Source organism: Collinsella sp. LCP19S3_B6, assembly GCF_052121815.1.
Classification (GTDB): domain Bacteria; phylum Actinomycetota; class Coriobacteriia; order Coriobacteriales; family Coriobacteriaceae; genus Collinsella.
This window is the reverse complement of the sequence record NZ_JBQKDN010000009.1, coordinates 20,875-46,392: the sequence shown is the minus strand read 5'-3', so window position 1 is coordinate 46,392 and position 25,518 is coordinate 20,875. Positions and strand designations below refer to the sequence as shown.

Genomic DNA, 25,518 nt, shown 5'->3' with positions numbered 1-25,518 from the left:
GTTTATTTTGGCAGGTTTTATCTGGGCAAACGTCGATTATTACAGCTGAGATAGCGTTTTGCGGACAGCATGGTCGCTCGCGGCGGTCGCTATAATGGCGGCAACGCGACATATATAAGTAAGGAGATCGCGTATGAACGGTTATTCGTTTTTCGCGCCGACCATGACTTAAAACTACCACAAAGGGGACGGGCACCTTTGTGGTGATTCTTGCAGATGTGGCGGCCTGCCTCGCTGTTTTGTCTCAATCTGTAACATCTGCAGCCATTTTTGCCGAGTAACTGTTACAGATTGAGATTTTCTCTTTAGGGGGACTTGAGTGTCTCGATCTGTAACATCTGGACGGACAAAAGGTCTCTATCTGTTACAGATTGAGATAAACAACAGGGGCAAAGACGGTTTGTCTAGATCTGTAACAATTGGGCGAGGATTTGTCCTCTAGGTGTTACAGATCGAGACAATTGAGTTGGGAAAGTAAAAACCTCCGCAGGGGTGCTTCCCTTGCGGAGGTTTTTCTACTCGTTCAGCAGGCGTACCGCTTCGGCAGCCATATTCTCAACCGTCATGCCGTTCTGAGCAAGCAACTCGTTGGGATCGTAGCGGTCGGGAAAGCCCTTGGCGATGCCAAAGGTGCGCGTGCGCACAGGCGTGCAGGACAAGTAGCACGCGACGCGCTCGCCCCAGCCACCGTCCAAGATGCCGTCCTCGAGGGTGACGACAACGCGATGCTCGGTGGCAAGGCCATCGAGAGACTCGCGGTCAAGCTCGGTTGCAAAGCGCGGGTTGACGAGCGTGGCCTCTATGCCGTATTCGGCAGCCAAGCGGTTTGTTACGCGCTCGCCCAGCTCAAAGAAATCGCCAAGCGCGAGCACGGCAACGTCGCGGCCCTGACGCACCACGTCGTAGCGAACGGCGCTGTAGTCGGTGTCCTCGGCGGGCGCCAAATCGGGGCGGCTAACCAGGCCAATGCCCGGAACGCGGATCGCCACGGGATGGTCGCGGTGGTCGAGCGACCAGCTCAGCATGGACAGGTATTCCTCCATGCAGGCCGGTGCCAGATAGCGCATGTTGGGAAGTCCGCCCAGCATGGATATATCAAAGAACGAGAGGTGCGTCTCGGAGGTGGCGCCAAAGATCGACGCGCCAAACACCAGGATGGTTGCGGGGGTGTCGTTGAGGCACAGGTCGTGCCACAGCTCGTCGTAGGCGCGCTGCAAAAACGTGCCGTACACACCAAAGACTGGCTTGGCGCCCGAGCGCGCAAGCGCGGTGGCAAAGGTCACGGCGTGCTCCTCGGCAATGCCCACATCGACGAACTGTTTGCCGGCCGCGGCGCGAAGCTCGGGTGTAAAGCCCATGATGTAGGGCGTGGCGGCCGTGATGCCCACGACCTGCGGATCGCGCTCGATGGCGGCGCTGAGCGCCTCGCCCGTAATGTCGGCATAGGTGCGCGGCGCAGGCTCGCTCGGATGGCCCGGGCAGAGCTTGCGCCCGGTTGCCATGTCAAACGGACCCACATGGTGCCAGCGCTCGGGGTCGCTCTGGGCCGGCTCAAAGCCCTTGCCCTTGGCGGTGGAGACGTGCAGCACGATGGGATGATCGATATTGCGCAGTTCCTGCAGCGCGTCGACGAGGGCTAACACATCGTTACCGGTGTCCAGATAGCGGTAGTCGAGCCCCATCGCGCGGAAAACGTTGCGCTCACAGGCGCCGTTGCTGGCGCGCAGCTCGGCCAGATTGCGATACAGGCCGCCATGGTTTTCGGCGATGGACTGGTCGTTATCGTTGACGATGATGATCAAGTTGCTGTCGAGCTCGGCGGCGTTGTTAAAGCCCTCAAACGCCAGGCCGCCCGAAAGCGAACCGTCGCCAATGATGGTAATGACGTTGTACGCGTCACCCGCCAGGTCGCGCGCGTGGGCAAGGCCGCAGCCCAGGCTCACCGACGTGGAGGTATGGCCCATGGCAAACAGGTCGTGCTCGGACTCGTCGGGATTGGCAAAGCCAGAAGCCTCACCATAACGCTCCGGATCGATATAGGTGTACGCGCGCCCCGTCAGCGCCTTGTGGGCGTAGGTCTGGTGCGAAACGTCAAAGACAATCTTGTCGATGGGGGAGTTAAACACGCGATGAAGCGCAACCGTAAGCTCAACGACGCCCAGGTTGGGAGCAACGTGTCCACCGACGGCGGCGGAGCTTTCGAGGATTGCCTGGCGGATCTCGCCGCAGAGCAGCGGAAGCTCGGCGCGGTCGAGAGCCTTGACGTCCTCGGGCGTTGTCGTTTGCGTAAGCAGCATCGTTGTGGGTTACTCCATGCGAATCGAGCGCCGGCGCTCCCTCGGCCGGCACAATTGCACAAAACAGTCTCGCACATTTTGGCGTTTGATATGTGACGGCGGCGCGGTAATTCGCCAACTGGTGGGGCAAAACGTTTTGTCCGATGCCATACTGGTAGATTCGATGATGATTAATTCAATGCGTGCAGGCCGTGGCTTGTCGCCGTGAGTCGCTGGAAGGAGGCAACATGTCCGATGTCGTTCGTGCCGAGAAAATCGCGTGCGAAGTAGACCATGCTGCCCGTCAACTGGCGCAGGCGGGCCGTCTGGACCTGACGCGTGAGTTTATCCAGCATGGCGATGTGACGGTCTATGCACATGTGACTTCGGTAGCGCGGGCGAGCCTGTCCTTTGCCGAGCGCTTGGGCCGTGTCGGTATCTCCGTCGACCGCGCCTCGTTGCTGCGCGGGGCCCTGCTGCACGATTACTTTCTTTATGACTGGCACGATCCCGACCCAAGCCATCGGCTGCATGGCTTTCGGCATCCGTTTTTTGCTCTGGCGCGTGCGGAGGAAGATTTTGAGCTGACGTCGCGCGAGCGGAATATTATCGTGCGGCATATGTTTCCGCTGGTGCCGGTGCCGCCGACGTGTCGTGAGGCATGGATTGTGTGCCTGGCGGATAAATGGTGTGCTCTGCGCGAGACGGTCGCCGGCCGTCTGCCGCGCAAGGACGAGGCAGACGATGGCGTGAGTGAAGAATCGAGCGAAAAGAGGAGAGGGTAGACGGTGGGAACCGCGATCGACATGGCATTTGACGGCGCGACGCTTGCCGCCTGTCCGCTCTCGGCACTGGTGCTCTCGTTTGCCTTTTACGGGTTTTGCGGTTGGGCATGGGAGTCAACAGTCTGCGCCATGCTCAACCAAGGACGCTTCGCCAACAGCGGATTCTTGCTGGGGCCGTGTTGCCCTATCTATGGTGTGGGCGGCATAGCCTGCTGGCTTTTGTTGCGCGGGATTCCGGATGCCTCGAGCCAATTTGTCGCCGCGGCGCTTGTGTGCAGCGTAATCGAGTACAGTGTGGGCCTTCTATTGGAAAAGACAACAGGCGCACGCTTTTGGGACTACTCGCACCTGCCGTTTAACTTGCACGGACGTATCTGCCTGTACTGGGCCTGCGCGTTTGGCTTGGGTGCGTTGTGCATTTGCCGTTTAGTGGAGCCGGCATTGCTGGGGCTGCTTGGCCATCTGCCGGTGCTGATTGTGCGGCTGTCCGCCTTTATCGTCTCGGTCGCGATGATGGTTGACGCAGCGTGCTCTTTGGCCAGCTGGCGTCGCCTGTCCGATCAGCTGGAGCGTGTACGCGCCGACCTTGCCGACCGCATCAATGAGTCGCTTGCCGACGCGTCCGACTCCATGCTCGAACGTATTCCCGATTCGACGATTGACTCGGTAGCGCAGACGCATATCCGTAGCCGCGCCGTTAACGCGTGGCTGGCCGAGCTGGGCGATGCGGCTCTCGATGCCCTGCGTGAGAAGGCTTCGATGCCGACGTTTATCTCGGATGGTGCTCGCGGCCTGGCGCTCGCTGCCCGCCGCGTCGCCGATGCCGCGCCGAGCATGCCGCGTCCGTCGCTCAGTCGTCGCCTTGCCGGCAAGCGCATGAGCCGTCCGGTGCCGAGCGTGTCGCTCAGTCGTCGTGACCTGCGCTTTTTCAATGCCTTCCCGCGTCTGCGCATCAATCGCTACGAAGGTGTCATTCGAGCAACTAATCTCCGCGACCGCGCCCACGAGCTGTTTCGGCGCTAGCCGGGACGGGCACGCTCACGGCTCCCTTGCTCGCGTATTTCCCGTTCGTTTCGCGCCCGTTGCCGTGCCGTTTCCAAGATTGCGGCACCGTTTCCATTCGACAACGCAGCGTTTAACAACGCCGTATCTGGTCTACACCAGTTGCCCCTCGGCCGCATTATGGGCGCCGACAACGTTCATGCGATCAAGGGGGAGCGAATGTACGATACGGGATCGACAACGTTTATGCTCATCTGCACCATGCTCGTGTTTTTAATGACACCGGGTCTGGCGTTTTTCTATGGCGGCCTGTCCAGGCGCAAAAATGTCATCAACACCATGCTCATGTGTTTTGGCGCCATTGGCCTGGTTGGTGTGCTGTGGATTGTTGCCGGCTGGTCGCTGGCCTACGGTGGCGATGGTTCCAGCCCGTTTATTGGAGGCCTTGACCAGCTGCTGTGCTTGCCGGTGCTCAACCAGGTGCTGCAGGCGGCCGAGGGCAATGCTGCGGACGGTGCCGTCTACCCTCAAATCATCAACATCACCTTCCAAATGGCGTTTGCCATGATCACGGCTGCTATCGTCACGGGCAGCCTGGCCGGCCGCGTTAAGTTTGGTGCCATGACGGCCTTCCTGGGCATTTGGCTGCTCGTGGTCTATGCGCCGCTCGCCCACATGGTCTGGGGCGGTGAGGGTTCCTTTATCGGCGACGTCATCGGCGCGCTCGACTTTGCGGGCGGCGACGTGGTGCACATCTCGTCCGGTCTCACGGGCCTGATTCTCTGCTTAATGCTCGGCCGTCGTCGCGGCTTTGGCATGGTGAGCTACCGCCCGCATAACGTGCCGTTTGTGGCGCTGGGCGCCGGCCTGCTTTGGTTTGGCTGGTTTGGCTTTAACGGCGGCAGCGAGTTTAAGGCCGACGCCGTGGCCGCGCTCGCCATCCTCAACACCGTGACGGCCAGCGCGGCGGGCATGGTCTCGTGGCTTGTCGTCGAGCGCGTGCATACCGGTCGCCCCACGCTGGTGGGTGCCAGCACCGGTCTGGTTGCGGGCCTTGTGGTGGTCACGCCGGGTGCGGGCTTTGTCGAGCCGTGGGCAGCGCTGGTCATGGGCCTGATCGTATCACCTGTCTGCTACCTGGCTATCAGCCATCTTAAGACCAAGTTTGGCTACGACGATGCGCTCGACGCGTTTGGCTGCCACGGCATCGGCGGCATCTTGGGCGGCGTGCTCACGGGCCTGTTCTGCGTGCCTGAGCTCTCGTGGACCGGTAAGGGCGGCCTGTTCTACACGGGCGACGTGTCGCTGCTCATCTCGCAGATTTTGGGCATTGTGGTGACGGTCGCTCTTGTACTGGTGCTCGACTTGGTGATCGCCGCGGTGGTCAAGGCGCTGTTCCGCGGCAGCCTGCGCGTGGACGAGGCAGACGAGGCGCTGGGCCTGGATGCGAGTCAGCACGGCGAGAGCGCGTATCCCTCCTTCTCCGGACTCGATTAGCAGCACGGCTTTCCCAGGCACCCGACCTTGCCCCTCAAACCGTCGCTTGCGTACCGAAGTACGCGGCGCTCCTCTTTCGGGGCAATCTCGGGCACCTGGAAAACCCGTGCCACATGAATGAGCGGTTCATTTCTTTATTAAAGAGAGGAATTCACTATGAAGAAGATTACGGCGATCGTTCGTGCCGAGAAGCTTGAGGTTCTTAAAGACGCACTGTTTGCTGCCGATGTTCGTGGCATGACCATCAACCAGGTGCAGGGCTGCGGCGCGCAGCATGGCTGGAAGGAATACGTGCGCGGCAACGAGTTGCTTGTCAACACGATCCCTAAGGTACAGTTCACCCTTATCTGCGCCGATGAGCATGTTGACGGCATTGTCGACATCATCTGCAACGCCGCCCGCACCGGCGCCGTCGGCGACGGCAAGATTTGGGTCGAGCCGGTCGAGGAGGTCATCCGCATCCGCACCGGCGAACACGGCCCCGCCGCGGTGTAGGACAATCTTTCGCCTGACGGGCGTGCCTCTCTTGGGGCGCGCCCGTTCTCGTCTACAATATCGTGCAGACGAAGGAGAGGCATGCCCATGATCAAGATGTTTGCGAGCGACTTAGACGGAACGCTGCTGAACGCCCTGCACGAGGCAGACGGGACCATCCGCCGTGCCATTCGCGAGCTGACCGAAGCTGGCCTGCATGTGGTTCCCGCGACCGGGCGCTCGACGCTGCCGATCGGCGAGCATGGCTTTACGGGCCTGGCGCTTGACGCCTGCTGCTCCAATGGGTCCATCGTACGCAACAGCCATGGCGAGGTGCTCAAGACCTGGACCATCGACCCGCAGATTACCGAGGAGCTGCTCAAGGAGTTTCCGGGCATTTGCTTCGACTGCTCCACGCCCGACGGCATGTTCTCGAGCGGATCGTTCGAGATGCACCAGGCGGGCTTTAAAAAGGACAGTCCTATCAAGCGCATCGTGATGCGCGGCATGCGTGCACGTGGGGGGTATCACGAGGAACAGTATTTCGACCAGTCGATCGGTGACATCCTGCGCCATGACGTATGCAAGATCAATTGTCGCGTGACCTCGCCCGAGCTGGAGCGCGACCTTAAGGCGTATTTGGCCGAGCGCTCGGACCGCGTGGTCAACGCGCCGTTCGATCCGGTGATGTTTGAGATCACGGACGTGGCGTGTAACAAGGGCGAGAGTGTGGCCTGGCTGGCGGGCTACTACGGCATTGCCGAGGACGAGGTCGCGGTTTACGGCGACGGCGGCAACGACATCGCCATGCTCAAGCGCTTCCGCCACAGCTACGCGACCAAAAACGGCAGTGACGCGGCCAAGGCCGCCGCGAGCGCGACTATCGGCAGCTGCATGGTCCACGCCGTCCCCAAACACATGCTCGCCACCATGCATAAGCAAAACCCCCGCACCATCATCGAATAATGTGACAAAGGGACTGCCCCTTCGTCGCATCCAAATATTGCCTTTACGTGTTGATGCACACGGTGTGCAATAATACTCGCACTGTGCAATAGCGCACAGGCTGAGTAACAAGGAGGACGCTTGTCCCAGCTCGAGAAATGCGATCGCCGGTCCCTTCGCTCGCAGCGTGCCCTTCGCCAGGCACTTGCCAGCGAGCTTGCCGAAAGCGGCGACCTTTCGCGCATTAACGTCGCGTCGCTCACCGAGCGTGCTGGCCTTACGCGCCGTACGTTCTATTCGCATTACCGCGATATCCCCGACTTTATCAATCAAATCGAGGACGGCTTGCTGGCCGAGATCCGTGAGCGTATTGAGCTCATCACCGCAGCTCGGCTGCCCGATCTCTATCACAACATCGATGAGCTCGAGCCGGCGCCCGGTTCGGTTGAGCTACTGCGTTATCTTGCGGCCAACCGCGACTTGATCGGTGCGCTGCTGGGTCCGGGCGGCGACCAGGCCTTCATTAAAAGGATTATCGACACCGCGCGTGAGGCTGTGGTGCCGCGTGCACAGACGGGCATTTTGGGCCTGGCGCTGGGCACGTTCTTTGACTACTACGTCACCTACGTCGTGAGTGCCGAGGTCGGCATGATTCAGCGCTGGTTTGAGCGTGGGCTCACCGAATCGCCCGAGGCCATGGCGCGCATGATGACGGTGCTCGCTTTTGTGCGCCCTGGTGACCTGTATAGCCAACCCATCGATATCAACGTGCCGGAGTACGGCATGAAGCTATTGAACTTGCAGCTCGAGGACGCGGCCGACACCCCCGCAACCGTCGAGTCCAACAACTAAGAGGAGAGACAATGAGCAAACTCGTCGAGGGCATCAAGGACCGCATGGTCGCCGCCGCACGCGAGGCTGCGCCCACCGTGGTGGACGCCGCGCAGAAGGCCGCGACCGCGGCTGCCGAGAAAGTTGTCGAGGCAGTTGCCGATGCCAAGAACTCGGTAGGGGAGACGTCCGTCGCTAGCGAGCCCGCCACCGCCGCCGAGCCCGAAGCCGCCGCCCACGCCCCCGAAGGCGCAATCTTCAACCCCGACAGCGCCCACGGCAACCTGCACCTGGGCATCGACGTGGGCTCCACCACCGTCAAGCTCGCTGTGCTCAACGATGACAACCAGATCGTCTACGCCAAGTACCAGCGCCACCACACCGACGTCCGCGCCTGCGCCCGCGACCTGTTCGAGGGCGCTGCGGCCGTGCTGCCGACGGTCCAAATGACCTGCGCCATTACCGGCTCGGGCGGCCTGCTGCTGTCCCAGTGGCTCGACCTGGAGTTTGTCCAAGAGGTCATCGCCAGCAAGCGCGCCGTCGAGACCCTCATCCCGGCCACCGATGTCGCCATCGAGCTGGGCGGCGAGGACGCCAAGATCATCTACTTCGATAACGGCATCGAGCAGCGCATGAACGGCACCTGTGCCGGCGGTACGGGTGCGTTCATCGACCAGATGGCAACCCTGCTGCACACCGACGCCAGCGGCCTTAACGAACTCGCGGCCAACGCCACCACCATCTATCCCATCGCCAGCCGCTGCGGAGTTTTTGCCAAGACCGACGTCCAGCCGCTGCTCAACGAGGGCGCCCGCCCCGAGGACGTGGCCGCCTCCATCTTCCAGGCCGTCGTGACCCAGACCATCTCGGGCCTGGCGTGCGGCCGTCCCATCCGCGGTAACGTCGCCTTCCTGGGCGGCCCGCTGCAGTATCTCTCCGAGCTGCGCCATCGCTTTTACCTCACGCTCAACCTGGACGAGGAGCACCGCATCGTGCCCCGAAATGCTCACCTGTTTGTGGCGAGCGGTGCCGCCATGGCGCACGAGTCCAATAAGCTCAGCACGTTCCCGCAGCTCATCGAGGCCATCGATGCCCTGGGTGACACACAGGGCGCCGAGGTCGAGCGTCTGGATCCGCTCTTTGCCACCGACGAGGACTTTGCCGAGTTCAAGACCCGCCACAACACCGAGGTCGTTCCCAAGGGCAAGCTCGAAGGCTACACCGGTCGCGTGTTCATCGGTATCGACGCCGGTTCCACCACCATGAAGGCCGCGCTTGTGGGTGAGGACGGCCAGTTGCTGCATACCTGGTACGGCAATAACAACGGTGACATCCTGGGTACGGCCAAGGTCATCATGGCCGATTTCTACAACCACATCCCCGCCGGCTGCACCATCGGCCACGTGACCACCACGGGTTACGGCGAGGCGCTGCTCATCGAGGCCCTCAAGGCCGACTCCGGCGAGATCGAGACCGTCGCGCACCTGCGCGGCGCCAAGGCGTTCCTGCCCGGCGTCGAGTTTATCCTGGACATCGGCGGCCAGGACATGAAGTGCCTGCGCGTCAAGGACGGCGTTATCGAGCACATCATGCTCAACGAGGCCTGCTCGTCGGGCTGCGGTAGCTTTATCGAGAGCTTCGCCGTCTCTATGAACATGGACGTGCGCGCGTTCGCCGACGCAGCCATCCATGCCAAGGCTCCGGTGGACCTGGGCAGTCGCTGCACGGTCTTTATGAATTCGCGTGTTAAGCAGGCGCAAAAGGAAGGTGCCACGGTGGGCGACATCGCGGCCGGTCTGTCCTATTCCGTCATCAAAAATGCCCTGTTCAAGGTCATTAAGCTGCGCGATCCCAAGGAGATCGGCAACCAGGTGATCGTCCAGGGCGGCACCTTTATGTCCGATGCCACGCTGCGCGCGTTTGAGCAGCTCACCGGCGTTCACGCCGTGCGTCCCGACATCGCCGGCTGCATGGGCGCCTATGGTGCGGCCTTGCTCGCCCGTGATCGCGCTGGCGCCGACGGCACCTCGACCATCCTTTCGGCCGAGGACATCGCGCACCTCACTGTGACGCAAAAGCACGTCCGCTGCGGCCGTTGCTCCAACAACTGCCAGCTCACCGTTAACGACTTTGGCGGCGGTAGGCGCTTCATTACCGGCAACCGCTGCGAGAAGGGCGCCGGCCACAAAAAGCAAAAGACCGAGGCCCCTAACCTCTTCAAAAAGAAAAACGAGTTGCTCTTTAATCGCGAGGTGCTGAGCCCCGACGAGGCCCCGCGCGGCACCGTGGGTATCCCGCGCGCACTCAACATGTACGAGAACTACCCCTTCTGGCACGCGTTCTTTACGCGCTTGGGCTTTAGCGTGCAGCTGTCCGACCAGTCGAGCAAGAAGACCTACCAGGCGGGCATCGAGTCCATGCCGTCCGAGAGCGTGTGCTATCCGGCCAAGATGAGCCACGGCCACGTGATGAACCTTATCGACCGCGATGTCGACTTTATCTGGATGCCGTGCGTGCGCTGGGAGCGCAAGGAGGATCCGACGGCTGGCAATTGCTATAACTGCCCCATCGTCATGAGCTACCCCACGGCGCTGGCACTCAATATCGACGAGATCCGTGAGCAGAACATCGAGTTCCTGTACCCGTTTGTGCCCTATCACGACAAGACCGAGCTCAAGCGCCGCTTGTACCAGGTGCTTGCCGTCGACCGCGTGGCCGATGCTGAGGCCGGTCGCGGTCGCGTGCGCGGTCCCAAGATCACGCGCTCCGAGGTCGATGCCGCCGTCAACGCTGCCTTTGAGGCCGATGCGCGTTTCCACGAGGACATCCAGACCATGGGCGAGGAGGCCCTTAAGTGGGTCGAGGACCATGGCGGTCACGGCATCGTGCTCGCCGGCCGCCCCTACCACAACGACCCCGAGATCAACCACGCCCTGCCCGAGCTTATCTCGAGCTTTGGCTTTGCGGTCTTTACCGAGGATTCGCTTGCGCACCTGGTGAAGCCCGAGCGCCCCATCCGCGTCGTCGACCAGTGGATGTACCACAGCCGCCTGTACGCCGTCGCCCGTTTTGTGACGATGCGCAACGACCTGGACCTGATCCAGCTCAACTCTTTCGGCTGCGGCCTGGACGCCCTGACTACCGATCAGGTGCAGGAGATTCTGGAGGCCAGCGGCAAGATCTATACCGTGCTCAAGATCGACGAGGTGTCCAATCTGGGCGCCGCGCGTATCCGCACCCGCTCGCTCATGGCCGCGCTTAAGGACCAGGAGGCCGAGCGCTTGGCCGAGGCCGCGGCCGCGGGCGAGACCTACGAGCAGGGCGATGCCGCGCCGGTGGCTCCCTCCACGGATGCCCCCGCATTCGCGAGCCGCAAGTACACGTTCGAGGCTCAGCGCGAGAGCGCATCGACCGCGTGGCCCAAGGTGCCCTTTACCGAGCAGATGCGCGAGGAGGGCTACACCATCCTGTGCCCGCAGATGGCGCCGATCCACTTTGACCTGGTCAAAGAGGTGTTCCGCGGCGCCGGCTACAACTTGGAGCTGCTGCCCTCGACCGATCACGACGCCGTCGAGGCCGGCCTGCGCTATGTGAACAACGACATTTGCTATCCGTCCATTTTGGTGACCGGCCAGATTATGGAGGCCATCGAGAGCGGCCGGTACGACCTGTCCAAGACGGCCGTGGTTATCAGCCAGACCGGCGGCGGCTGCCGTGCCACCAACTACATCGCACTCATCCGCAAGGCCCTGCGCGAGAGCGGCCACCCCGAGATTCCGGTGATCTCGCTTTCGGCGGTGGCGCTCGGTGAGGACAACCCCGGCTTTAAGATTACGCCGGCGCTGCTTAAGCAGGCAGTCTACGCGGTGCTCTTTGGCGACGTGATGATGCAGATGCTTTATCGCTGTCGTCCATACGAGGCTACGCCCGGTGCCGCCAACGCACTCTACGAGGAGTACATGGCGCGCGCCCGCAAGCTGGCGCCCAAGTTCAACCGCCACAACTACACCAAGCTGTGCCGCGAGGCCATCCGCGCGTTCGACACCATGCCGCTCGTGGGCGAGGGCACCAAGCCGCGCGTGGGCGTGGTCGGCGAGATCTTGGTCAAGTTCCACCCCACAGCCAACAACCACGTGGTCGACGTTATCGAGCGCGAGGGCTGCGAGGCCGTGGTGCCGGGCCTGCTGGACTTCTTCCTGTACTCCATGAGCAACGCCGAGCTGCAGAAGGATGAGCTCGGAAGCTCTGCAACCACGCGCGCTGGTATGCAGGCGCTCATCAAGCTCGTGGACTGGATGCGTACGCCGGTGGAGGAGCTGCTCCAAAAGTCCCGCCGCTTTGAGGCGCCCGAGCGCATCGGCACCATGGCGGACAAGGCCCGTACGGTGCTTTCGGTGTGCAACAACATGGGCGAAGGCTGGCTGCTCACGGCCGAGATGCTCGACCTGATTGACCATGGCGCGCCCAACATCATCTGCACGCAGCCCTTTGCGTGCCTGCCTAACCACGTGGTGGGCAAGGCCGTGATCAAGGAGCTGCGCCGTCAGCACCCCGAGAGCAACATTGTCGCGGTGGACTACGACCCCGGCGCGTCCGAGGTCAACCAGCTCAACCGCATTAAGCTCATGATCAGCGTGGCCAAGGAAAACATGCGCGCCGGTAAGGGCTTTAAGCTCGAGAAGGTGGCGCCGCTCGCGATGGACGAGGTCACCGGCCAGATGCGTGCCCATGATGGCTGCGTGAGCTGTGGCTCGGTCAGCGAGGAGGCCGTTGCATCGGTCGCCAAGCGTCTGGGACGCGGCATTAAGAAGTAGTTGGCCTGCTATGTGCTAGATATGAGACAAACGGGTGGTAGCCGTGCCGGCTACCACCCGTTTTTTCTGGACATAAGTTACGTAAACAGCCCAACTATCACCTCTTCCGAAAACGACGTCTCAGTGGCACTAAAATCGCCCTCGGAACCCTGAGATAATGAACATATGTAGCCGTTCGCCGCAAATTACCGTCCGTTTATGGAACCCACCTCTAGCGCGCGTCATCCTTACGGTTGAATAAATACACATCCATGGAATTACGTAAGAGAGGACTGTTCCTATGAGCTACAAGACCGTTTGTGTTGCCGGTGGCGGCGTGTTGGGAAGCCAGATTGCCTTTCAGGCTGCCTACTGCGGCTTCGATGTGACGATCTGGCTGCGCAGCGAGGGCAGCATCGGCCGCACTCAGCCCAAGATCGATCATGTGCGCGAGGAGTACATCGCGGCTATCGAGGGCATGGCGGACGGCACGGGCGAGTGGTGTGCCGGTATCGCCGATAGCGACCAGCCCTTCGACAAGGAGGCGGCGCTCGCCGCCGTCGAGCGTGCCTACTCCACACTCAAGCTAGAGCTCGATCTTGCCAAGGCAGTGGCCGACGCCGATCTGGTTATCGAGTCGATGGCCGAGGACACCCAGGCAAAGATCGACTTCTACAAGAAGCTCGCCCCGGTTCTCCCGCAAAAGACCGTTGTCGTGACGAACTCCTCCACGCTGCTGCCGAGCACCTTTGCCAAGTACACCGGCCGCCCCGAGAAGTACCTGTCGCTGCACTTTGCCAACTCCATCTGGAAGAACAACATGACCGAGGTCATGGCTCAGGACCAGACCGACAAGCGCTATTTCGATGAGCTCGTCGACTTTGCCAGCGACATCCGTATGCTTGCCCTGCCCGTCAACAAGGAAAAGAACGGCTATCTGCTCAATTCCATGCTGGTGCCGTGGCTGCTTTCGGGCCTTGATCTGTACGTCTCGGGCGTCAGCGACCCCAAGAGCATCGACCTCGCATGGACGCGCGGCACTGGCGCGCCCAAGGGCCCGTTCCGCGTGTTCGACACCGTGGGCATCCAGACGGCCTATAACATCGTCATGCAGTATCAGAAGGTGCCGGGCTTGGTGAGCCCGCTGCTCAAAAAGATGATGATGCCCTACAACTTTAAGGCCATGGCATCCGTCCTCAAGCAGATGCTCGACGAAGGCAAGCTGGGCGAAAGCTCGGGCGAGGGCTTCTTCAAGTACTAAAAAGATTCCTCGGCAACATTGAGAAACGTATCATTTGCAGTGTCAGTGCGCCGCAGCGCCGCTCGGCAACGGGACAATCCGCTTTATGCGCCAACGCGAACTTGTCGACTTTGCCGTGGACTGGATCGAGCACCATCGCGGCCGCCCCGATTGATCACTTGGGAGCGGAAGGATTGCGGATTCCCTTCGTGCCCCGCGTTTCCGTATCGCTACAAGCTTAAACTTGCATTAAGGGGCGTTTGTTAAACTGTGAGTCATAATTAGACAGGGCTGGGCAAACGCCGTGGTATATGAGGGAACAACAATGGTATTCATAGACGGTAACGATATGGAATTGAGTGACAAGGACAGCAGACTGTTTTCGCGTCGAGAGGCTCTTGCGGGTGCGGCGGGCGCGCTGGCGCTTGCCGGGACAGGGCTCATGGGCTGCTCGGTCGGCGGGGCCGGCACGGGCGCCGCATCTACTGCGAGCAACGAGCTCACTGACGAGCAAAAGAAACTCCACAAGCAGATTGTCGCGACCTACGACGTCGAGAAGCAGGCGGCCATCAAGGAGCGGCTCGATGCCGAGTACGCTGACGGCGGCTACAACGAGACCACTCCGTTTATCGCGCAGGATCCCTTTGGCACCGATACCCTGAGCTGCTACGTTCGCTTTGCGACAACGGATTCCGTAACCGTCTCCTACAAGGTCGCCGGTCGCAAAAAGACTGGTGACGCGCCCAAGGTCGCCGCGTTTTCCCATACGCCCCACGGCGGCGACGCGCCGGCCACGGAACACGAGTTCAAGGTCATCGGCCTCATTCCCAACCACAAAAACACGGTAACCATCACTTGCACGGCACAAGATGGTATCAGCCGCACCTCGACGTTCACGGTCAAGACGCCGGCTCTCAAAGGCGAGGAAGAAGAGCAGCTCGCCGTCACGTCGGGGGAGTCCAATACGCCGCTTGCCGATGGTCTCTTTACCATCTTGGGCAACGACTCGTCCAAGCTCGACTTTATGTACCTCTACGACAACGACGGCCAGATTCGCGGCGAGGTGCCGATTGTCGGCTACCGCAGCCACCGCCTGCTGTTCCCGGGCGACGGCAGCATGATCATGAGCGTCTCGACTACCAAGATGGCCCAGATCAACGCCATCGGCCAGGTGGTAAACGTCTGGAGCACGGGCGACTACGAGCTACACCACGACTACGCTTTCGATGACGATGGCAACCTGCTGGTGCTGGCGAGTCACGCCGGCTCCGAAGCCGATTTGGACGTCGATCGCGCGGCTGCCAAAAAAGATAAGGACGATCGCGTTAATGTAGAGGACCTCATCATTAAGGTCGACATAACAACAGGTGACGTTTCTCTCGTCGTGGACCTGGGCGATATATTCCCCGACCTCAAGGCAAGTGCCAAGGTTGCCTCGGACGGCGACCTGGATTGGATTCACATCAACACGATCCAGTGGCTCGGCGGCGGCACCGTTTTGCTCAGCTCGCGCGAGACCTCAACGGTCATCAAGCTCACGGATATCTACGGTACGCCTACGGTCGATTGGCTTATGGGCTCGCCAGAGTTTTGGGCCGGCTCGGGCTTTGAGGACAAGTTGCTGCAGGCTCAAGGCGATTTTTCGCTCAACGCAGGCCAGCATAGTGTGACCTATCTGCCAAACGACGAGACGACCGCGACTGGCCGCTACCAGGTGCTGCTATACGACAACAACTTTGGTGTTGCCGAGAGCTATCCCAAGTTCGACTGGGGCCAGCTGGGCGCTGCGGTAGTGACCGACTACAGCAAAGGAACGCATTCGTTTGGGCGCATTTTTACGGTGGACGAGACCGCGCGCACCTACGAGCTTGTGGACCAGATCGCAGTGCCGTTCTCAGGTTACGTAAGTAGTGCGCAGCGCGTCGGCGATTCGAATAGCATGCTCGTGGCATCGGGCATAGCCAAGACCTTTGCCGAGTACGATCGTTATGGACTGCCCATTGCCACGTACGAGATGGAAGCCGAGAAGTACATCTACCGCGTGTACAAGTACGAGCTGTAGCGCTGCGCTTGGCTGTGCCTGTGCCCCGCGGCTGCGCGCGCTCATACCGGGCCTACCTCACGTTCCGCATCACTTCACGTCAAACTCCACGCGATCGAGTTCGGGTACGTTGAGGTCGATGAGCTTGCGGGCAACACGGCGGTCGTGCGCCCCGAGCGTCTCGCTTGTCGTTACGCGAGCGACAGTCTGGCGATCGACAACGCCCTCCTTGTCGCCTTCGGCGGCCGAGGTCTCGACGGCGACGGTGTAATCCTTAAAGCCCGGCAGCACCGCCGCAAGTTCGCGCGTGGTTTCAGTGACGCCGTAGCCGTCTTGCACGCCGGCCTGCGCCGAGCCAATAGACCCCGCCGTCATAATAATGCAGGGGATGGCAAAGATCACCGTGCCCACGATGATGCGGCGGCGCACCTTGCGCGATAGCTCGTTGACCTCGGCGTTTTCTTCAGCAGTCACAATACCGTCGCCGTTCAGGTCGCGCTTGAGCGGCACGCGCAAAAGAAGCAGCACGGCTTCGGCAGCCAGTGCGATAAAGACCACGTTGATGCCAAACTCATAAAGCGCCGAGAGAAAAAGCGACCCGCTTGCAATGGCGATGCCATAGCCCGCCGCGCACAGGGGAGGCATGAGCGCGGTCGCCACGGCCACGCCGGCGATAAGCGTGGCAGGTTCCTGGTCACGCGAGTTGCCCAGCCCGCCCGCAAAGCCGCCCGCGAGCGCGACGGCAAGGTCCCACACAGTGGGCGTCGAGTTGTCGATGATGGCGGCCGTGGTGGTGCCAAGGGGCGAGAGCTTAAAATACAGCGTAGACGTGATCAGACAAAAGGCCATCTGTAGCGCGAGGCCGGCGACGGCCTCGACGGCAATCTCGCGGTCGAGCGTGGCGATGCCATATGCCATGGCAAGGACCGACCCCATGAGTGGGCAGATGAGCATGGCGCCCACGATGGCAATGTCCGAGTCGATATCGAGGCCGATGCTCGCGATGAGCATGGCGATGATGAGGATGCATAAGTGCGAGCCGGTCAGCCGCGCCCCGTTTACAAAGCGCTTGCGAATCACGTGATAGGGTGCGCGACCCTCGCGAATGTTGAATGCGCGCTTTAGGAAGCGGCCGGTGTTCTCCAGGGCCTCACTATGGGCAGGTCGAATGCCGTGGCGCCGGTGATGGCGTTTGCGTAGTCGCTTGATCTGTTGTTTGTCGAGTTCCATGTCCACCTCGTATTGTCGCAGGAACGCGGGTGTGCTCGCAGCATGTACTCTACACCGTGGCGGGCGGGGTGGTCATCTTGACGTGAAACTTAGACGAGCAGGTAAGGGGGACGTCAAATGCGGTTGCGGCCGAGTGTTTCGACAGATACAGAGCGCGGGGCCGGATGGTCTCCGACCCTGCGCTCTGTACGGGTACGTCGTTGTTGGGTTTAGCCCAGCAGACTCAGGCCGACGGAGACAAACGCCAGGATAACGCCAACGACAGACTCGCCTCCCAACAGGCCGCTGGCGACGACCAGGCCCTGCTCCTGGAAGGCAGCATCCTTGGAAGCCTTCTCTTTGCCCGAAAGACCGGCAACGGCGTCGCGGTGGGCTGCCCACTTGTCGTAGGCGAGCTTGACGCAGGAGCCCAAGAAGGCCGTGAGCGACATGTAGAACGGCAGGTACACGCCCAGACCGATCATCATGGCCGGAATGCCGAGCCAATACATGACGATGCCGGCGATAAAACCGCCTGCGAACCACGGCACGCTCGGGATGCCCGAGACCATGGTGGCGACTACGCTTGCCTGCGCGGCCACAAAGCTCTTGTCGGGACCAAAGGCGTCCGGACCATAGGCGGTGACGAGCGCGACCATGACGGCGGCAGCGACCAGTGCGCCCACGATGCCGCCGATGGCCTGGCCGATCCACTGTGCGCGCGGGTTGGTGCCCAGCACGGCGCCGGCCTTAAAGTCGTTCATGACGTCGCCCGCAAGGCCGCACGCCACGGCCACGATGCCGGCGATAAAGAACAGCTTGACCTGCGCAAGCTGCGCGAAGGCCGCTACGATGAGCATGACGATGAGGCCAAAGATCTCCATGGGGTCGATACCCGTCTGACCGCAGCTCTGCGCACTCATGATGGTGGTGACAAAGGTGAACAGCGTGACGATGACGGCTGGGACGGGGCCAAGGTCGAGCGCGATGGCGATGATCACGGCGATGGCGGCGGCGCCCAGGCCGATGATGCCGGCGTCGAGCTTAAGCGAGCCCGAGATGAGCGACTGCTCGTCGGTGTCGGTGGAGCTGTCGGCGGCAAGACCGCGAACGATACCGGCGACCTGCGGCAGGATGTCTTTAAGGACGACGGCGACGCCAAAGCCCATCATAAGGCCCATACCTAAGGACTTGACGATACCCTGTGCGGTCACAATATCGAACAGGCCGGCAGCGGTGCCGCCGACGATAATGCCAAAGTTGCCCAGCAGCGCGCCGGCAAACCAGAAGGCGACGGGGGCAAAGCCCACCAAAAAGCCGATGGACAGCAACATGGGCGAGTTGTAGATGGCAAAGGTCACGCCGGGGATATTGAGCGTGCACAGCATGCTGGGCACCACGCCCAGGGCGTCGCGCAGCACGCTATAGATGCCTGCGATGGCCATGGAGCCAAAGAGCTGCTTGCCGGTCTTGCCGCCAGCCTCGGTAGCACGCAGGGTCTGGGCTGCGGCGTTGCCGGTGGGAAACTCCAGCGCGGCGTCCACGATAAAGTGACGGTGGATGAGCGCCGTTGCCAGAAGGCCCAAGATGGTGCCGGCGAGCGCCACGATAAACATGTCGAGCCAGCTGATCTGGTCGGCATAGCCCAGCATCCAGGCGCCCGGGATGGTAAACGCCAGGCCGCCGGCGACCATGGCACCCGCGGACATGATGGTGTGGGTAACGTTGGCCTCGTTGAGGCTGGCATTGCCCATGAGCTTAAGGAAGAACAACGAGATGACGGCAGCGAAAATGATCGGCCAGGGGAGGGCGCCCATCTTGAGGGCCGTGTAGGCCGAGCTTGCCGTGATAATCACGCAGCCAAGGACGCCGATGACGACGCCGCGCAGCGTGAGTTGACCGCGCATAGAGGTGCGGTTCGAGGGATTGCCCATATAGAACTCCTTTGCGTATATCCGCTTCCCCCGCAAGCGCCGCTACGGATACGGCGCGGGAAGTCGGGTTACCAAGGGCCGCCGCGTGAGCTCGCGCACGACCGCGCATCAGTATAGCGGCATCGCCCGTCCCATGCCCTGCCAAAACCAGCTAATTTGGGACGGGGCTTTTTTAGCTACCTCGAGCGAAGTCGAAGGATGATTATTCTGGGACGGGGATATACTGCTGGGCAGACGAAAGGAGCGCCGACGATGCTTAATGGGTGCGCATATATATTGACGGTCGACGTGGGCAACACGTTCATTCGCTTTGGTCTGTTTGCCGAGGATTCGGCCGCGGCGCAGGAATGCCCGCTTGCGACGTGCGAGATCACGACGCCGCCGAGCATTACGGCCGATGAGGCGCGCATGAGGCTCGCGCGGGTCATGGGCGCACTGGCAGCCGATGCGGGCATGCCTGGTGTGCTCGTTCCCGCGGCAGCAGTGCTGAGCTGCGTGGTGCCGGCGCTCGAACGCCCGTGGAAGGCGGCACTTTCCCGTACCTGCACGGGGCGTGTGCTCACCGTGGGGCCGGGACTTAAGACCGGCATGCCCGTGCACTACGACGACCCGGCCGAGATCGGTCCCGATCGCATCGCCGACGCCGTGGCGGCCCGTGCCGTCTACGGCTCTCCGTGCATCGTGATCGACCTGGGCACTACGACCAATATCGAGGTCATCGATGCGCGCGGAACCTTTGTCGGCGGTGTTATCGCGCCGGGGCTGGCGCTCGGCGCTCGCTCGCTCTCGGCCGCTGCGGCGCGCCTGCCGCAAGTCGAGCCCTCGGCACCCACGCATGTGATCGGTCGCAACACGCGCGAGGCCATGCGCTCGGGCGTGGTCTTGGGCGAGGTGGCCCGTATCGACGGCATGCTCGACATGGTGCTTGCCGAGATGCGCTCGACCAAGGCGGCAGGCGAGGGCAGCGTGCCCATTGTCATCACCGGCGACGATGCCGAGGCGCTCGCGGCGTTGGTCGGCCACAGCCTGACGGTAGACGACGCGCTGACGCTGCGGGGTCTCGCCGAGCTGTACCGCATCAACCAAAAGCCTCGCCGCGCATAAAGCCAAGAACGTCGGCGGGGGGGAGGAAACAATCCCACCTTTCACCTGCTACAATGGGCCAAACTATTTCGATTTCGGAGGTGTCTGCCATGTCGGACGATCTTCATCAAACCGCGTCGGGCAAGCGCCGCGACGTTATTAGCTGGGACGAGTTCTTTATGAGCGTGGCCATCGCCGCGCAGCGCCGCAGCAAGGATCCCAATACGCAGGTGGGCGCGTGCATCGCCAGCACCAACCACCGCATTCTTTCGGTGGGCTACAACGGTACGCCCTCGGCGCTCAATGACGACTTTTTCCCGTGGGGTACGAGCGATGACCCGCTGCAGGACAAACATAACTACGTAGTTCATGCCGAGGCCAACGCCGTGCTCAACTACCGCGGCTCGCTCAAGGACCTTGAGGGTTCCACGGTCTACGTCACGCTGTTCCCGTGCCACGACTGTGCCAAAATCCTGGCGCAGGTAGGTGTGGGCGAGGTTGTCTATCTGGACAATAAGTACGCCGACACCGACGACGGCCGCATCAGTCGCCGCATTCTCGACTCCTGTGGCATTAGCTTCCGCCAGGTTATCGTCGATGTCCACATTGGTACCGGGGAACAAACGCAGCAGTAGCGGCAGCGTGTACGAGCGCCGGGCGTTGGCAAAAGCGGCTAATTAAGCCCCGTCCCAAATTAACTGTCAAATTAACTGCTCGTGAAAGTCGTGTCCGCGCGCATGGACGGCTCGTGAGCGGGTACATGGCTGTAGTAACATAGCTCTGTCCGCGGGCGCGCCCGCGTTATTGTGAGAAAGGAGCCCCTGTGGCTGTTAACGAAGAGCTGCTTAAGAAGGTTCTTGAAGAGATTCGCCCCAACCTGCAGGCCGACGGCGGCGACATGGAGTATATGGGCGTTGATGACGAGGGCGTCGTCAAGCTGGAGCTTCAGGGCGCTTGCGCCGGTTGCCCCATGAGCGCTCTGACGCTTTCCATGGGCGTCGAGCGTATCCTCAAGGAGCACGTGCCCGGCGTTACGCGTGTCGAGCAGGTCAATGCCTCCGGCGAGGTCGAGGATCTGTACGACGAGTATGCGCCGTTCTGAGAAGCGAAAGCTGCGGGCGATGTGCTCCGCATAGACGTCATGCCCAAATGTGCGGCTGCGAGCGAAAGGCCCGCGGCCGCATTTGTATGTAGGGAGCAGGGGGACCGATATGCTCAACGACCTCTACCATATGCTTGATCCTGTTGCCATTTCGGCGGGGCCCATCACCATCTACTGGTACGGCTTGGCCTATGTGGTCGGAGCTCTGCTCACGGCGGTCGTCATGTACCGCACGCAGCGTCGTTGGGGTTTTGACATTACGGTCGACGACCTGATGAGTGTCGTGGTTGGCGTGGTTTTTGGCCTCATCATTGGCGCCCGTCTGTTCTACGTCATCTTTTACGGTGACGGCTACTACTGGGCGCATCCGCTCGAGATCTTTGCCACCAACGAAGGCGGCATGAGTTTCCATGGCGGCCTGGTGGGCGGCATCATCGGCGGCGTGCTCGTGTGCCGTATGTACAAGCTCGACGCCTGGACCATCGCCGACCTTGCCGTTATCGGTGCTCCGCTGGCCCTGTGCCTGGGGCGCTGCGCCAACTTTGTCAACGGCGAGCTGTGGGGCAAGCCGACCGATTTGCCCTGGGGCGTGATCTTTGGCGGCACCGCGGGCGATATGCCGCGCCATCCATCCCAGCTCTACGAGGCATTTCTCGAGGGCATTGTGCTCTTCTGCATTCTGCAGGTGCTCAGCCGCAAAAAACCGCTGCTGCCCCAGGGTACGTTTATGGGTGTGTTTGTGATGGGGTACGGCATCGTCCGCTTTCTCGTTGAGTTCGTGCGCGTGCCCGATGCCCAGCTGGGCTATCTGCTGGGCGGCGTCATCACCATGGGTCAGCTGCTGAGTCTGCCACTCGTGATTGCGGGCCTGGCGCTCATCATTTTTGCCCTCCGCCGCAACCGTCCCCAGCGCATCTATCTCGACGCCTAACCACCACATACACCACAAAGGGGACAGGCACCTTTGTGGTGGTTTTGCCAGGCAACGATGACAGAACCGTAACGTTTCCCCAGATAAAACCTGCCAAAATAAACCTGTCCCTTTTTGGCAGGTTTCTAGAAAGGCTTTTCGGACTGTGAAGGATTCCGATCTCTCCACAACGGCTGCGCGCGACGCCGCCCGCATCGTTTGGTTTAAGCGCTATCCCGCCAAGCAGACGTTCGTCGCATTTTTGCTCGCCCTGCTGGCGACCACGGCGTTTTCCATCGATCCCGCCCCGGTGTCGAGCAACGCGGTCCTGGCGATCGATCCAAAGGCCTCGGGCATGCTTTACGTGTGCTACGAGGTACTCCTCTCATTTGCCGGCCATACCGACGCTGTGATGCTGCTCGCGCTGGCCTGCCTACTTACGCTGCCGTTTCGCTATGTGTTCTTTGGCCGCGGTGACGCTTGGCGTCCTTCGGTCGTGCTGCCATCGCTATTCTTTGCCGTCTGCATGGTGTTCGGCCGCAGTTACGACCTCACCGATTCGGCCGAGATTGTGCTGGGCGACAAGGCGCGCGTTATCTGCGCCTGGATTGGCGGCGCGGGCTGGATGCTTCTGGCGATTGTGTCCTTCTATCTGGCTTTTGAGTTTTTGGATTGGTTGAGTTCTCGCCGCATTCCGTTTTCGGAGGCGCATTTTGGCCGCGTGTGGCGTGTTACCCACGCCGTGCTCTCGGTCCATCCTTTTGTTGGGCCGTTTCTTGTACTCATGATTGTCTGGGCGCCCACGCTTATCGCCTCGCTGCCCGGCCTCTTTATGGGAGATACGGGCGCGCAGATCCGCCAATGGTTCAACTACCCCAACGGCACGAGCGACTACCTGCGCCTGCTTAACCCCAACGTGCTACTCAACGGCCATCATCCGGTGGTGCACACGGCCATCATCGGCTCGTGTGTGCAACTGGGGCTTTCGCTATTCAATAGCGCCAATGCGGGTCTAGCCATCTACACCTGCGCCCAATTTGTCATCACGGCCGCCTGCGTGGCCTATTCCATATCGTCGCTGCGCAAGCTGGGCGTGAGCCTGCCGGTCCGCGGCGTCATCTTGCTGTTCTTTGCGTTTATGCCGATGTTCTCCAACTACGCGGCGCTGCTGACCAAAGACGTACTGTTTGCCGATGCGTTTCTGGTACTGCTCGTTCAGACCGTCAAGCTCGTGGCATGTGGCCTGCCCCGTCGCGATGTCAATGCCGAGCGCGCGGGCGAGCGCACGCCTGTGCTCTTTGCGCGACACGACTGGCTGTTGCTCGTGCTGGGCGCCATGGGTTCCACGTTTTTGCGCAATGGCGGCCTGGTCTTTCCGTTGGCGGCCTGCGTGATTGCGGCGGCGTTTTGCGCCTGGGACGCGCATGTGGCCCGTCGCGTGGTCAAACAGTCTGGCGTCGCACCCTCATGCGCCACGCCGCGCTTCCGCTGGGCCGGCGTTCTCGCGGTGCTCGTGCTCTGCCTTGCCTCCAACATGTACTTTACCAAGGTCTTTATGCCCGCGCACGATATCACGCCGGGCTCCAAGCGCGAGATCCTCTCGATTCCGTTTCAACAGACGGCGCGCTTCGTCCAAAAGCACGACGGCCTTAATTCGGGCGTTAACCCCAAGGTCAAAGACGACGGCACGATTGAGGAAGCTCCCTGCGACGGTCTGGTGACCGATAAGGAACGCGCTGCGATCGATCGGGTGCTCAAGTACGAGAATCTGGGCCGCCGTTACAACCCCGACAAGTCGGATGCCGTAAAAAACTGTTTTAACGAGTACGCCTCGCAGGAGGACATCAAGGCCTATTTTGAGGTGTGGGCCCAGATGTTCAAAAAGGATCCCGAGTGCTATATCTCGGCGCTCATCAATAACTACTACGGCTACTTTTATCCGAGCGCCCGCGATGCGTGGGTCTACAGCACGGCGCGCAGTGCCGAGATCATGGCGAAGCCCGATAACCTCAAGTACTTCGACTTCTATCCGGCCGATAGCAAGGTTGTGCGCTGGTGCGACCACCTGATCAACCTGTATCGCGTGGCAGTACAACGCATCCCGTTTATCTCGCTCACCATGAGCTCGGCCACCTATGTGTGGATCATGATCGCTGTGGTGGTCTATCTGCTACGTCGTCATTCGTGGCGCGGGCTGGCCATTTGGGTGCCGCTGCTGGGCGTGCTCGCCGTGTGCCTGATCGGTCCCTGCAACGGCTCGACCTACATGCGCTACCTGTATCCAGTCATCGCCTGCATGCCCTTCGCCATCGGCGCCACCATCACCCGCAGCGACCTTCTCTGGTTCTAACTTGGTGCAAAGGGGACAGGTTACTTTGCACCAAGGGGCTGCATCATCACGACGCCTTCATTTTGGGGTTTATCTCGCAGGCCAGTAGGTATATCATAACGACGTTTGTTTATATTGCCCGAGCATCTGCGCTGGGCTTTAGGTCGAAACCGATAGGAGACACGTATGTCCGGACACTCTAAGTGGGCCACAACCAAGCATCGTAAGGGCGCGCAGGACGCCAAGCGTTCCGCCCTCTTCTCCAAGCTGAGCCGCAACATCACCGTTGCTGCCCGTCTCGGCGGCGACCCGCTGCCCGAGAACAACGCCAGCCTCGCCGCTGCCGTTGCCAAGGCCAAGGCTCAGTCCATGCCCAAGGACAAGATCAAGTCCGCTATCGACAAGGCCTTCGGTTCGGGTGCCGATGCCGCCGTCTACGAGAACATCGTGTACGAGGGCTATGGTCCCGCCGGCGTTGCCGTCTACGTCGACTGCCTGACCGATAACCGCAACCGTACCGCCGCCGATGTCCGTTCCGCCTTCTCCCACGCTGGCGGCAACCTGGGCACCTCTGGCTCCGTCGCCTTCCAGTTTGAGCGCAAGGGCCAGATCGTCGTCGCCAAGGAGATCCTGGACGAGAACGCCAAGAAGGAGACCATGATCGCCAACGGTGCTGCCGGTGACGAGGAAGAGTTCATGATGGCTATCGCCGAGGCCGGTGGCGACGACTACGAGGACGCCGGCGAGGAGTGGATCGTTTGGACCGCCGCCAACGACGTCATGGCTGTTTCCAAGGCGCTCGAGGAGCAGGGCATCCAGGTCAAGGGCTCCGAGACCACTATGGTTCCGACCACCCCGACCGAGGTCTCCGGTGCCGACGCCAAGAAGGTCCAGCGCCTCATCGACCGTCTCGAGGAGCTCGACGACGTTCAGGATGTTTACAGCACCATGGACATGACCGACGAGGTCATCGCTGCCCTCGAGGAGGAGTAGCGCCTGCACGGGTTAAGCCGTGCATATCTGGGCATAATGAAGCGAGCATACAAGCCTCGTGGAATAGATGAGCC

The 25,518-nt window shown here is 61.2% G+C and carries 18 protein-coding genes; 15 read left to right on the top strand and 3 right to left on the bottom strand.

Features of this window, described 5'->3' with window-relative positions; genetic code table 11:
- Positions 1-515: 515 nt before the first annotated feature.
- Positions 516-2,297 (bottom strand): 1-deoxy-D-xylulose-5-phosphate synthase, encoded by a 1,782-nt coding sequence (locus ACTQWD_RS04760; protein ID WP_441559389.1) that lies wholly within the window; start codon positions 2,295-2,297, stop codon positions 516-518.
- 227 nt (positions 2,298-2,524) lie between these two features.
- Between ACTQWD_RS04760 and ACTQWD_RS04755 the strand changes: the two genes are divergently transcribed.
- From ACTQWD_RS04755 to ACTQWD_RS04715, 9 genes are all read left to right on the top strand, one after another.
- Positions 2,525-3,061 carry an HD domain-containing protein gene (locus ACTQWD_RS04755; RefSeq protein WP_441559388.1) on the top strand — a complete coding sequence of 179 codons (537 nt, stop codon included), beginning with the start codon at positions 2,525-2,527 and terminating at the stop codon, positions 3,059-3,061.
- 3 nt (positions 3,062-3,064) lie between these two features.
- Complete coding sequence (locus ACTQWD_RS04750) at positions 3,065-4,084, top strand: putative ABC transporter permease (protein ID WP_441559387.1); 1,020 nt, start codon at positions 3,065-3,067, stop codon at positions 4,082-4,084.
- 198 nt (positions 4,085-4,282) lie between these two features.
- Positions 4,283-5,560, top strand: coding sequence for an ammonium transporter (locus tag ACTQWD_RS04745; protein ID WP_441559386.1), 1,278 nt, complete (start codon positions 4,283-4,285; stop codon positions 5,558-5,560).
- A 156-nt stretch (positions 5,561-5,716) separates the two neighbouring features.
- Positions 5,717-6,055, top strand: coding sequence for a P-II family nitrogen regulator (locus ACTQWD_RS04740; protein ID WP_117629936.1), 339 nt, complete (start codon positions 5,717-5,719; stop codon positions 6,053-6,055).
- An 87-nt stretch (positions 6,056-6,142) separates the two neighbouring features.
- Positions 6,143-7,000, top strand: coding sequence for an HAD hydrolase family protein (locus ACTQWD_RS04735; RefSeq protein ID WP_441559385.1), 858 nt, complete (start codon positions 6,143-6,145; stop codon positions 6,998-7,000).
- Between the two features lie 120 nt (positions 7,001-7,120).
- Positions 7,121-7,831 carry a TetR/AcrR family transcriptional regulator gene (locus tag ACTQWD_RS04730; protein WP_441559384.1) on the top strand — a complete coding sequence of 237 codons (711 nt, stop codon included), beginning with the start codon at positions 7,121-7,123 and terminating at the stop codon, positions 7,829-7,831.
- 11 nt (positions 7,832-7,842) lie between these two features.
- Positions 7,843-12,624 carry an acyl-CoA dehydratase activase-related protein gene (locus tag ACTQWD_RS04725; RefSeq protein ID WP_441559383.1) on the top strand — a complete coding sequence of 1,594 codons (4,782 nt, stop codon included), beginning with the start codon at positions 7,843-7,845 and terminating at the stop codon, positions 12,622-12,624.
- Positions 12,625-12,904: 280 nt separating this feature from the next.
- The gene (locus ACTQWD_RS04720; protein ID WP_154514839.1) at positions 12,905-13,864 is read left to right on the top strand and encodes a 3-hydroxyacyl-CoA dehydrogenase; all 960 of its coding nucleotides are present in this window, start codon (positions 12,905-12,907) and stop codon (positions 13,862-13,864) included.
- 328 nt (positions 13,865-14,192) lie between these two features.
- A complete protein-coding gene (locus ACTQWD_RS04715) occupies positions 14,193-15,905 on the top strand; it encodes an aryl-sulfate sulfotransferase (RefSeq protein WP_441559382.1) in 1,713 nt (570 codons plus the stop codon).
- A gap of 69 nt (positions 15,906-15,974) precedes the next feature.
- On the opposite strand, the gene ACTQWD_RS04710 is transcribed toward ACTQWD_RS04715, so the two are convergent.
- On the bottom strand, positions 15,975-17,114 hold the full coding sequence (locus ACTQWD_RS04710) for a DUF389 domain-containing protein (RefSeq protein ID WP_441559381.1): 1,140 nt from the start codon (positions 17,112-17,114) through the stop codon (positions 15,975-15,977).
- Between the two features lie 209 nt (positions 17,115-17,323).
- The gene (locus tag ACTQWD_RS04705; RefSeq protein WP_441054863.1) at positions 17,324-19,027 is read right to left on the bottom strand and encodes an OPT/YSL family transporter; all 1,704 of its coding nucleotides are present in this window, start codon (positions 19,025-19,027) and stop codon (positions 17,324-17,326) included.
- Between the two features lie 252 nt (positions 19,028-19,279).
- On the opposite strand from ACTQWD_RS04705, the gene ACTQWD_RS04700 reads away from it, so the two are divergent.
- From ACTQWD_RS04700 to ACTQWD_RS04675, 6 genes are all read left to right on the top strand, one after another.
- Positions 19,280-20,131, top strand: coding sequence for a type III pantothenate kinase (locus tag ACTQWD_RS04700; protein ID WP_154514831.1), 852 nt, complete (start codon positions 19,280-19,282; stop codon positions 20,129-20,131).
- A gap of 89 nt (positions 20,132-20,220) precedes the next feature.
- Entirely contained in the window at positions 20,221-20,745 is a 525-nt protein-coding gene (locus ACTQWD_RS04695) for a deoxycytidylate deaminase (protein WP_154514829.1), read from the top strand.
- A 188-nt stretch (positions 20,746-20,933) separates the two neighbouring features.
- Positions 20,934-21,212: a NifU family protein gene (locus ACTQWD_RS04690; protein WP_427718265.1), complete on the top strand. Its 279-nt coding sequence runs from the start codon at positions 20,934-20,936 to the stop codon at positions 21,210-21,212.
- Between the two features lie 109 nt (positions 21,213-21,321).
- Positions 21,322-22,143 (top strand): prolipoprotein diacylglyceryl transferase, encoded by an 822-nt coding sequence (gene lgt / locus ACTQWD_RS04685; RefSeq protein ID WP_154514827.1) that lies wholly within the window; start codon positions 21,322-21,324, stop codon positions 22,141-22,143.
- A 145-nt stretch (positions 22,144-22,288) separates the two neighbouring features.
- Positions 22,289-24,472, top strand: coding sequence for a DUF6020 family protein (locus tag ACTQWD_RS04680; protein WP_441033453.1), 2,184 nt, complete (start codon positions 22,289-22,291; stop codon positions 24,470-24,472).
- A gap of 165 nt (positions 24,473-24,637) precedes the next feature.
- The gene (locus ACTQWD_RS04675; protein WP_154514825.1) at positions 24,638-25,444 is read left to right on the top strand and encodes a YebC/PmpR family DNA-binding transcriptional regulator; all 807 of its coding nucleotides are present in this window, start codon (positions 24,638-24,640) and stop codon (positions 25,442-25,444) included.
- The last annotated feature ends 74 nt before the right edge of the window (positions 25,445-25,518 follow it).

Bases quoted from the DNA above. Each gene is read 5' to 3' on its own strand.
- lgt (WP_154514827.1), top strand. From the start codon at position 21,322: ATGCTCAACGACCTCTACCATATGCTTGATCCTGTTGCCATTTCGGCG.
- ACTQWD_RS04720 (WP_154514839.1), top strand. From the start codon at position 12,905: ATGAGCTACAAGACCGTTTGTGTTGCCGGTGGCGGCGTGTTGGGAAGC.
- ACTQWD_RS04675 (WP_154514825.1), top strand. From the start codon at position 24,638: ATGTCCGGACACTCTAAGTGGGCCACAACCAAGCATCGTAAGGGCGCG.
- ACTQWD_RS04745 (WP_441559386.1), top strand. From the start codon at position 4,283: ATGTACGATACGGGATCGACAACGTTTATGCTCATCTGCACCATGCTC.
- ACTQWD_RS04695 (WP_154514829.1), top strand. From the start codon at position 20,221: ATGTCGGACGATCTTCATCAAACCGCGTCGGGCAAGCGCCGCGACGTT.
- ACTQWD_RS04715 (WP_441559382.1), top strand. From the start codon at position 14,193: ATGGAATTGAGTGACAAGGACAGCAGACTGTTTTCGCGTCGAGAGGCT.
- ACTQWD_RS04710 (WP_441559381.1), bottom strand. From the start codon at position 17,114: ATGGAACTCGACAAACAACAGATCAAGCGACTACGCAAACGCCATCAC.
- ACTQWD_RS04760 (WP_441559389.1), bottom strand. From the start codon at position 2,297: ATGCTGCTTACGCAAACGACAACGCCCGAGGACGTCAAGGCTCTCGAC.
- ACTQWD_RS04700 (WP_154514831.1), top strand. From the start codon at position 19,280: ATGCTTAATGGGTGCGCATATATATTGACGGTCGACGTGGGCAACACG.
- ACTQWD_RS04735 (WP_441559385.1), top strand. From the start codon at position 6,143: ATGATCAAGATGTTTGCGAGCGACTTAGACGGAACGCTGCTGAACGCC.
- ACTQWD_RS04705 (WP_441054863.1), bottom strand. From the start codon at position 19,027: ATGGGCAATCCCTCGAACCGCACCTCTATGCGCGGTCAACTCACGCTG.
- ACTQWD_RS04725 (WP_441559383.1), top strand. From the start codon at position 7,843: ATGAGCAAACTCGTCGAGGGCATCAAGGACCGCATGGTCGCCGCCGCA.
- ACTQWD_RS04755 (WP_441559388.1), top strand. From the start codon at position 2,525: ATGTCCGATGTCGTTCGTGCCGAGAAAATCGCGTGCGAAGTAGACCAT.
- ACTQWD_RS04740 (WP_117629936.1), top strand. From the start codon at position 5,717: ATGAAGAAGATTACGGCGATCGTTCGTGCCGAGAAGCTTGAGGTTCTT.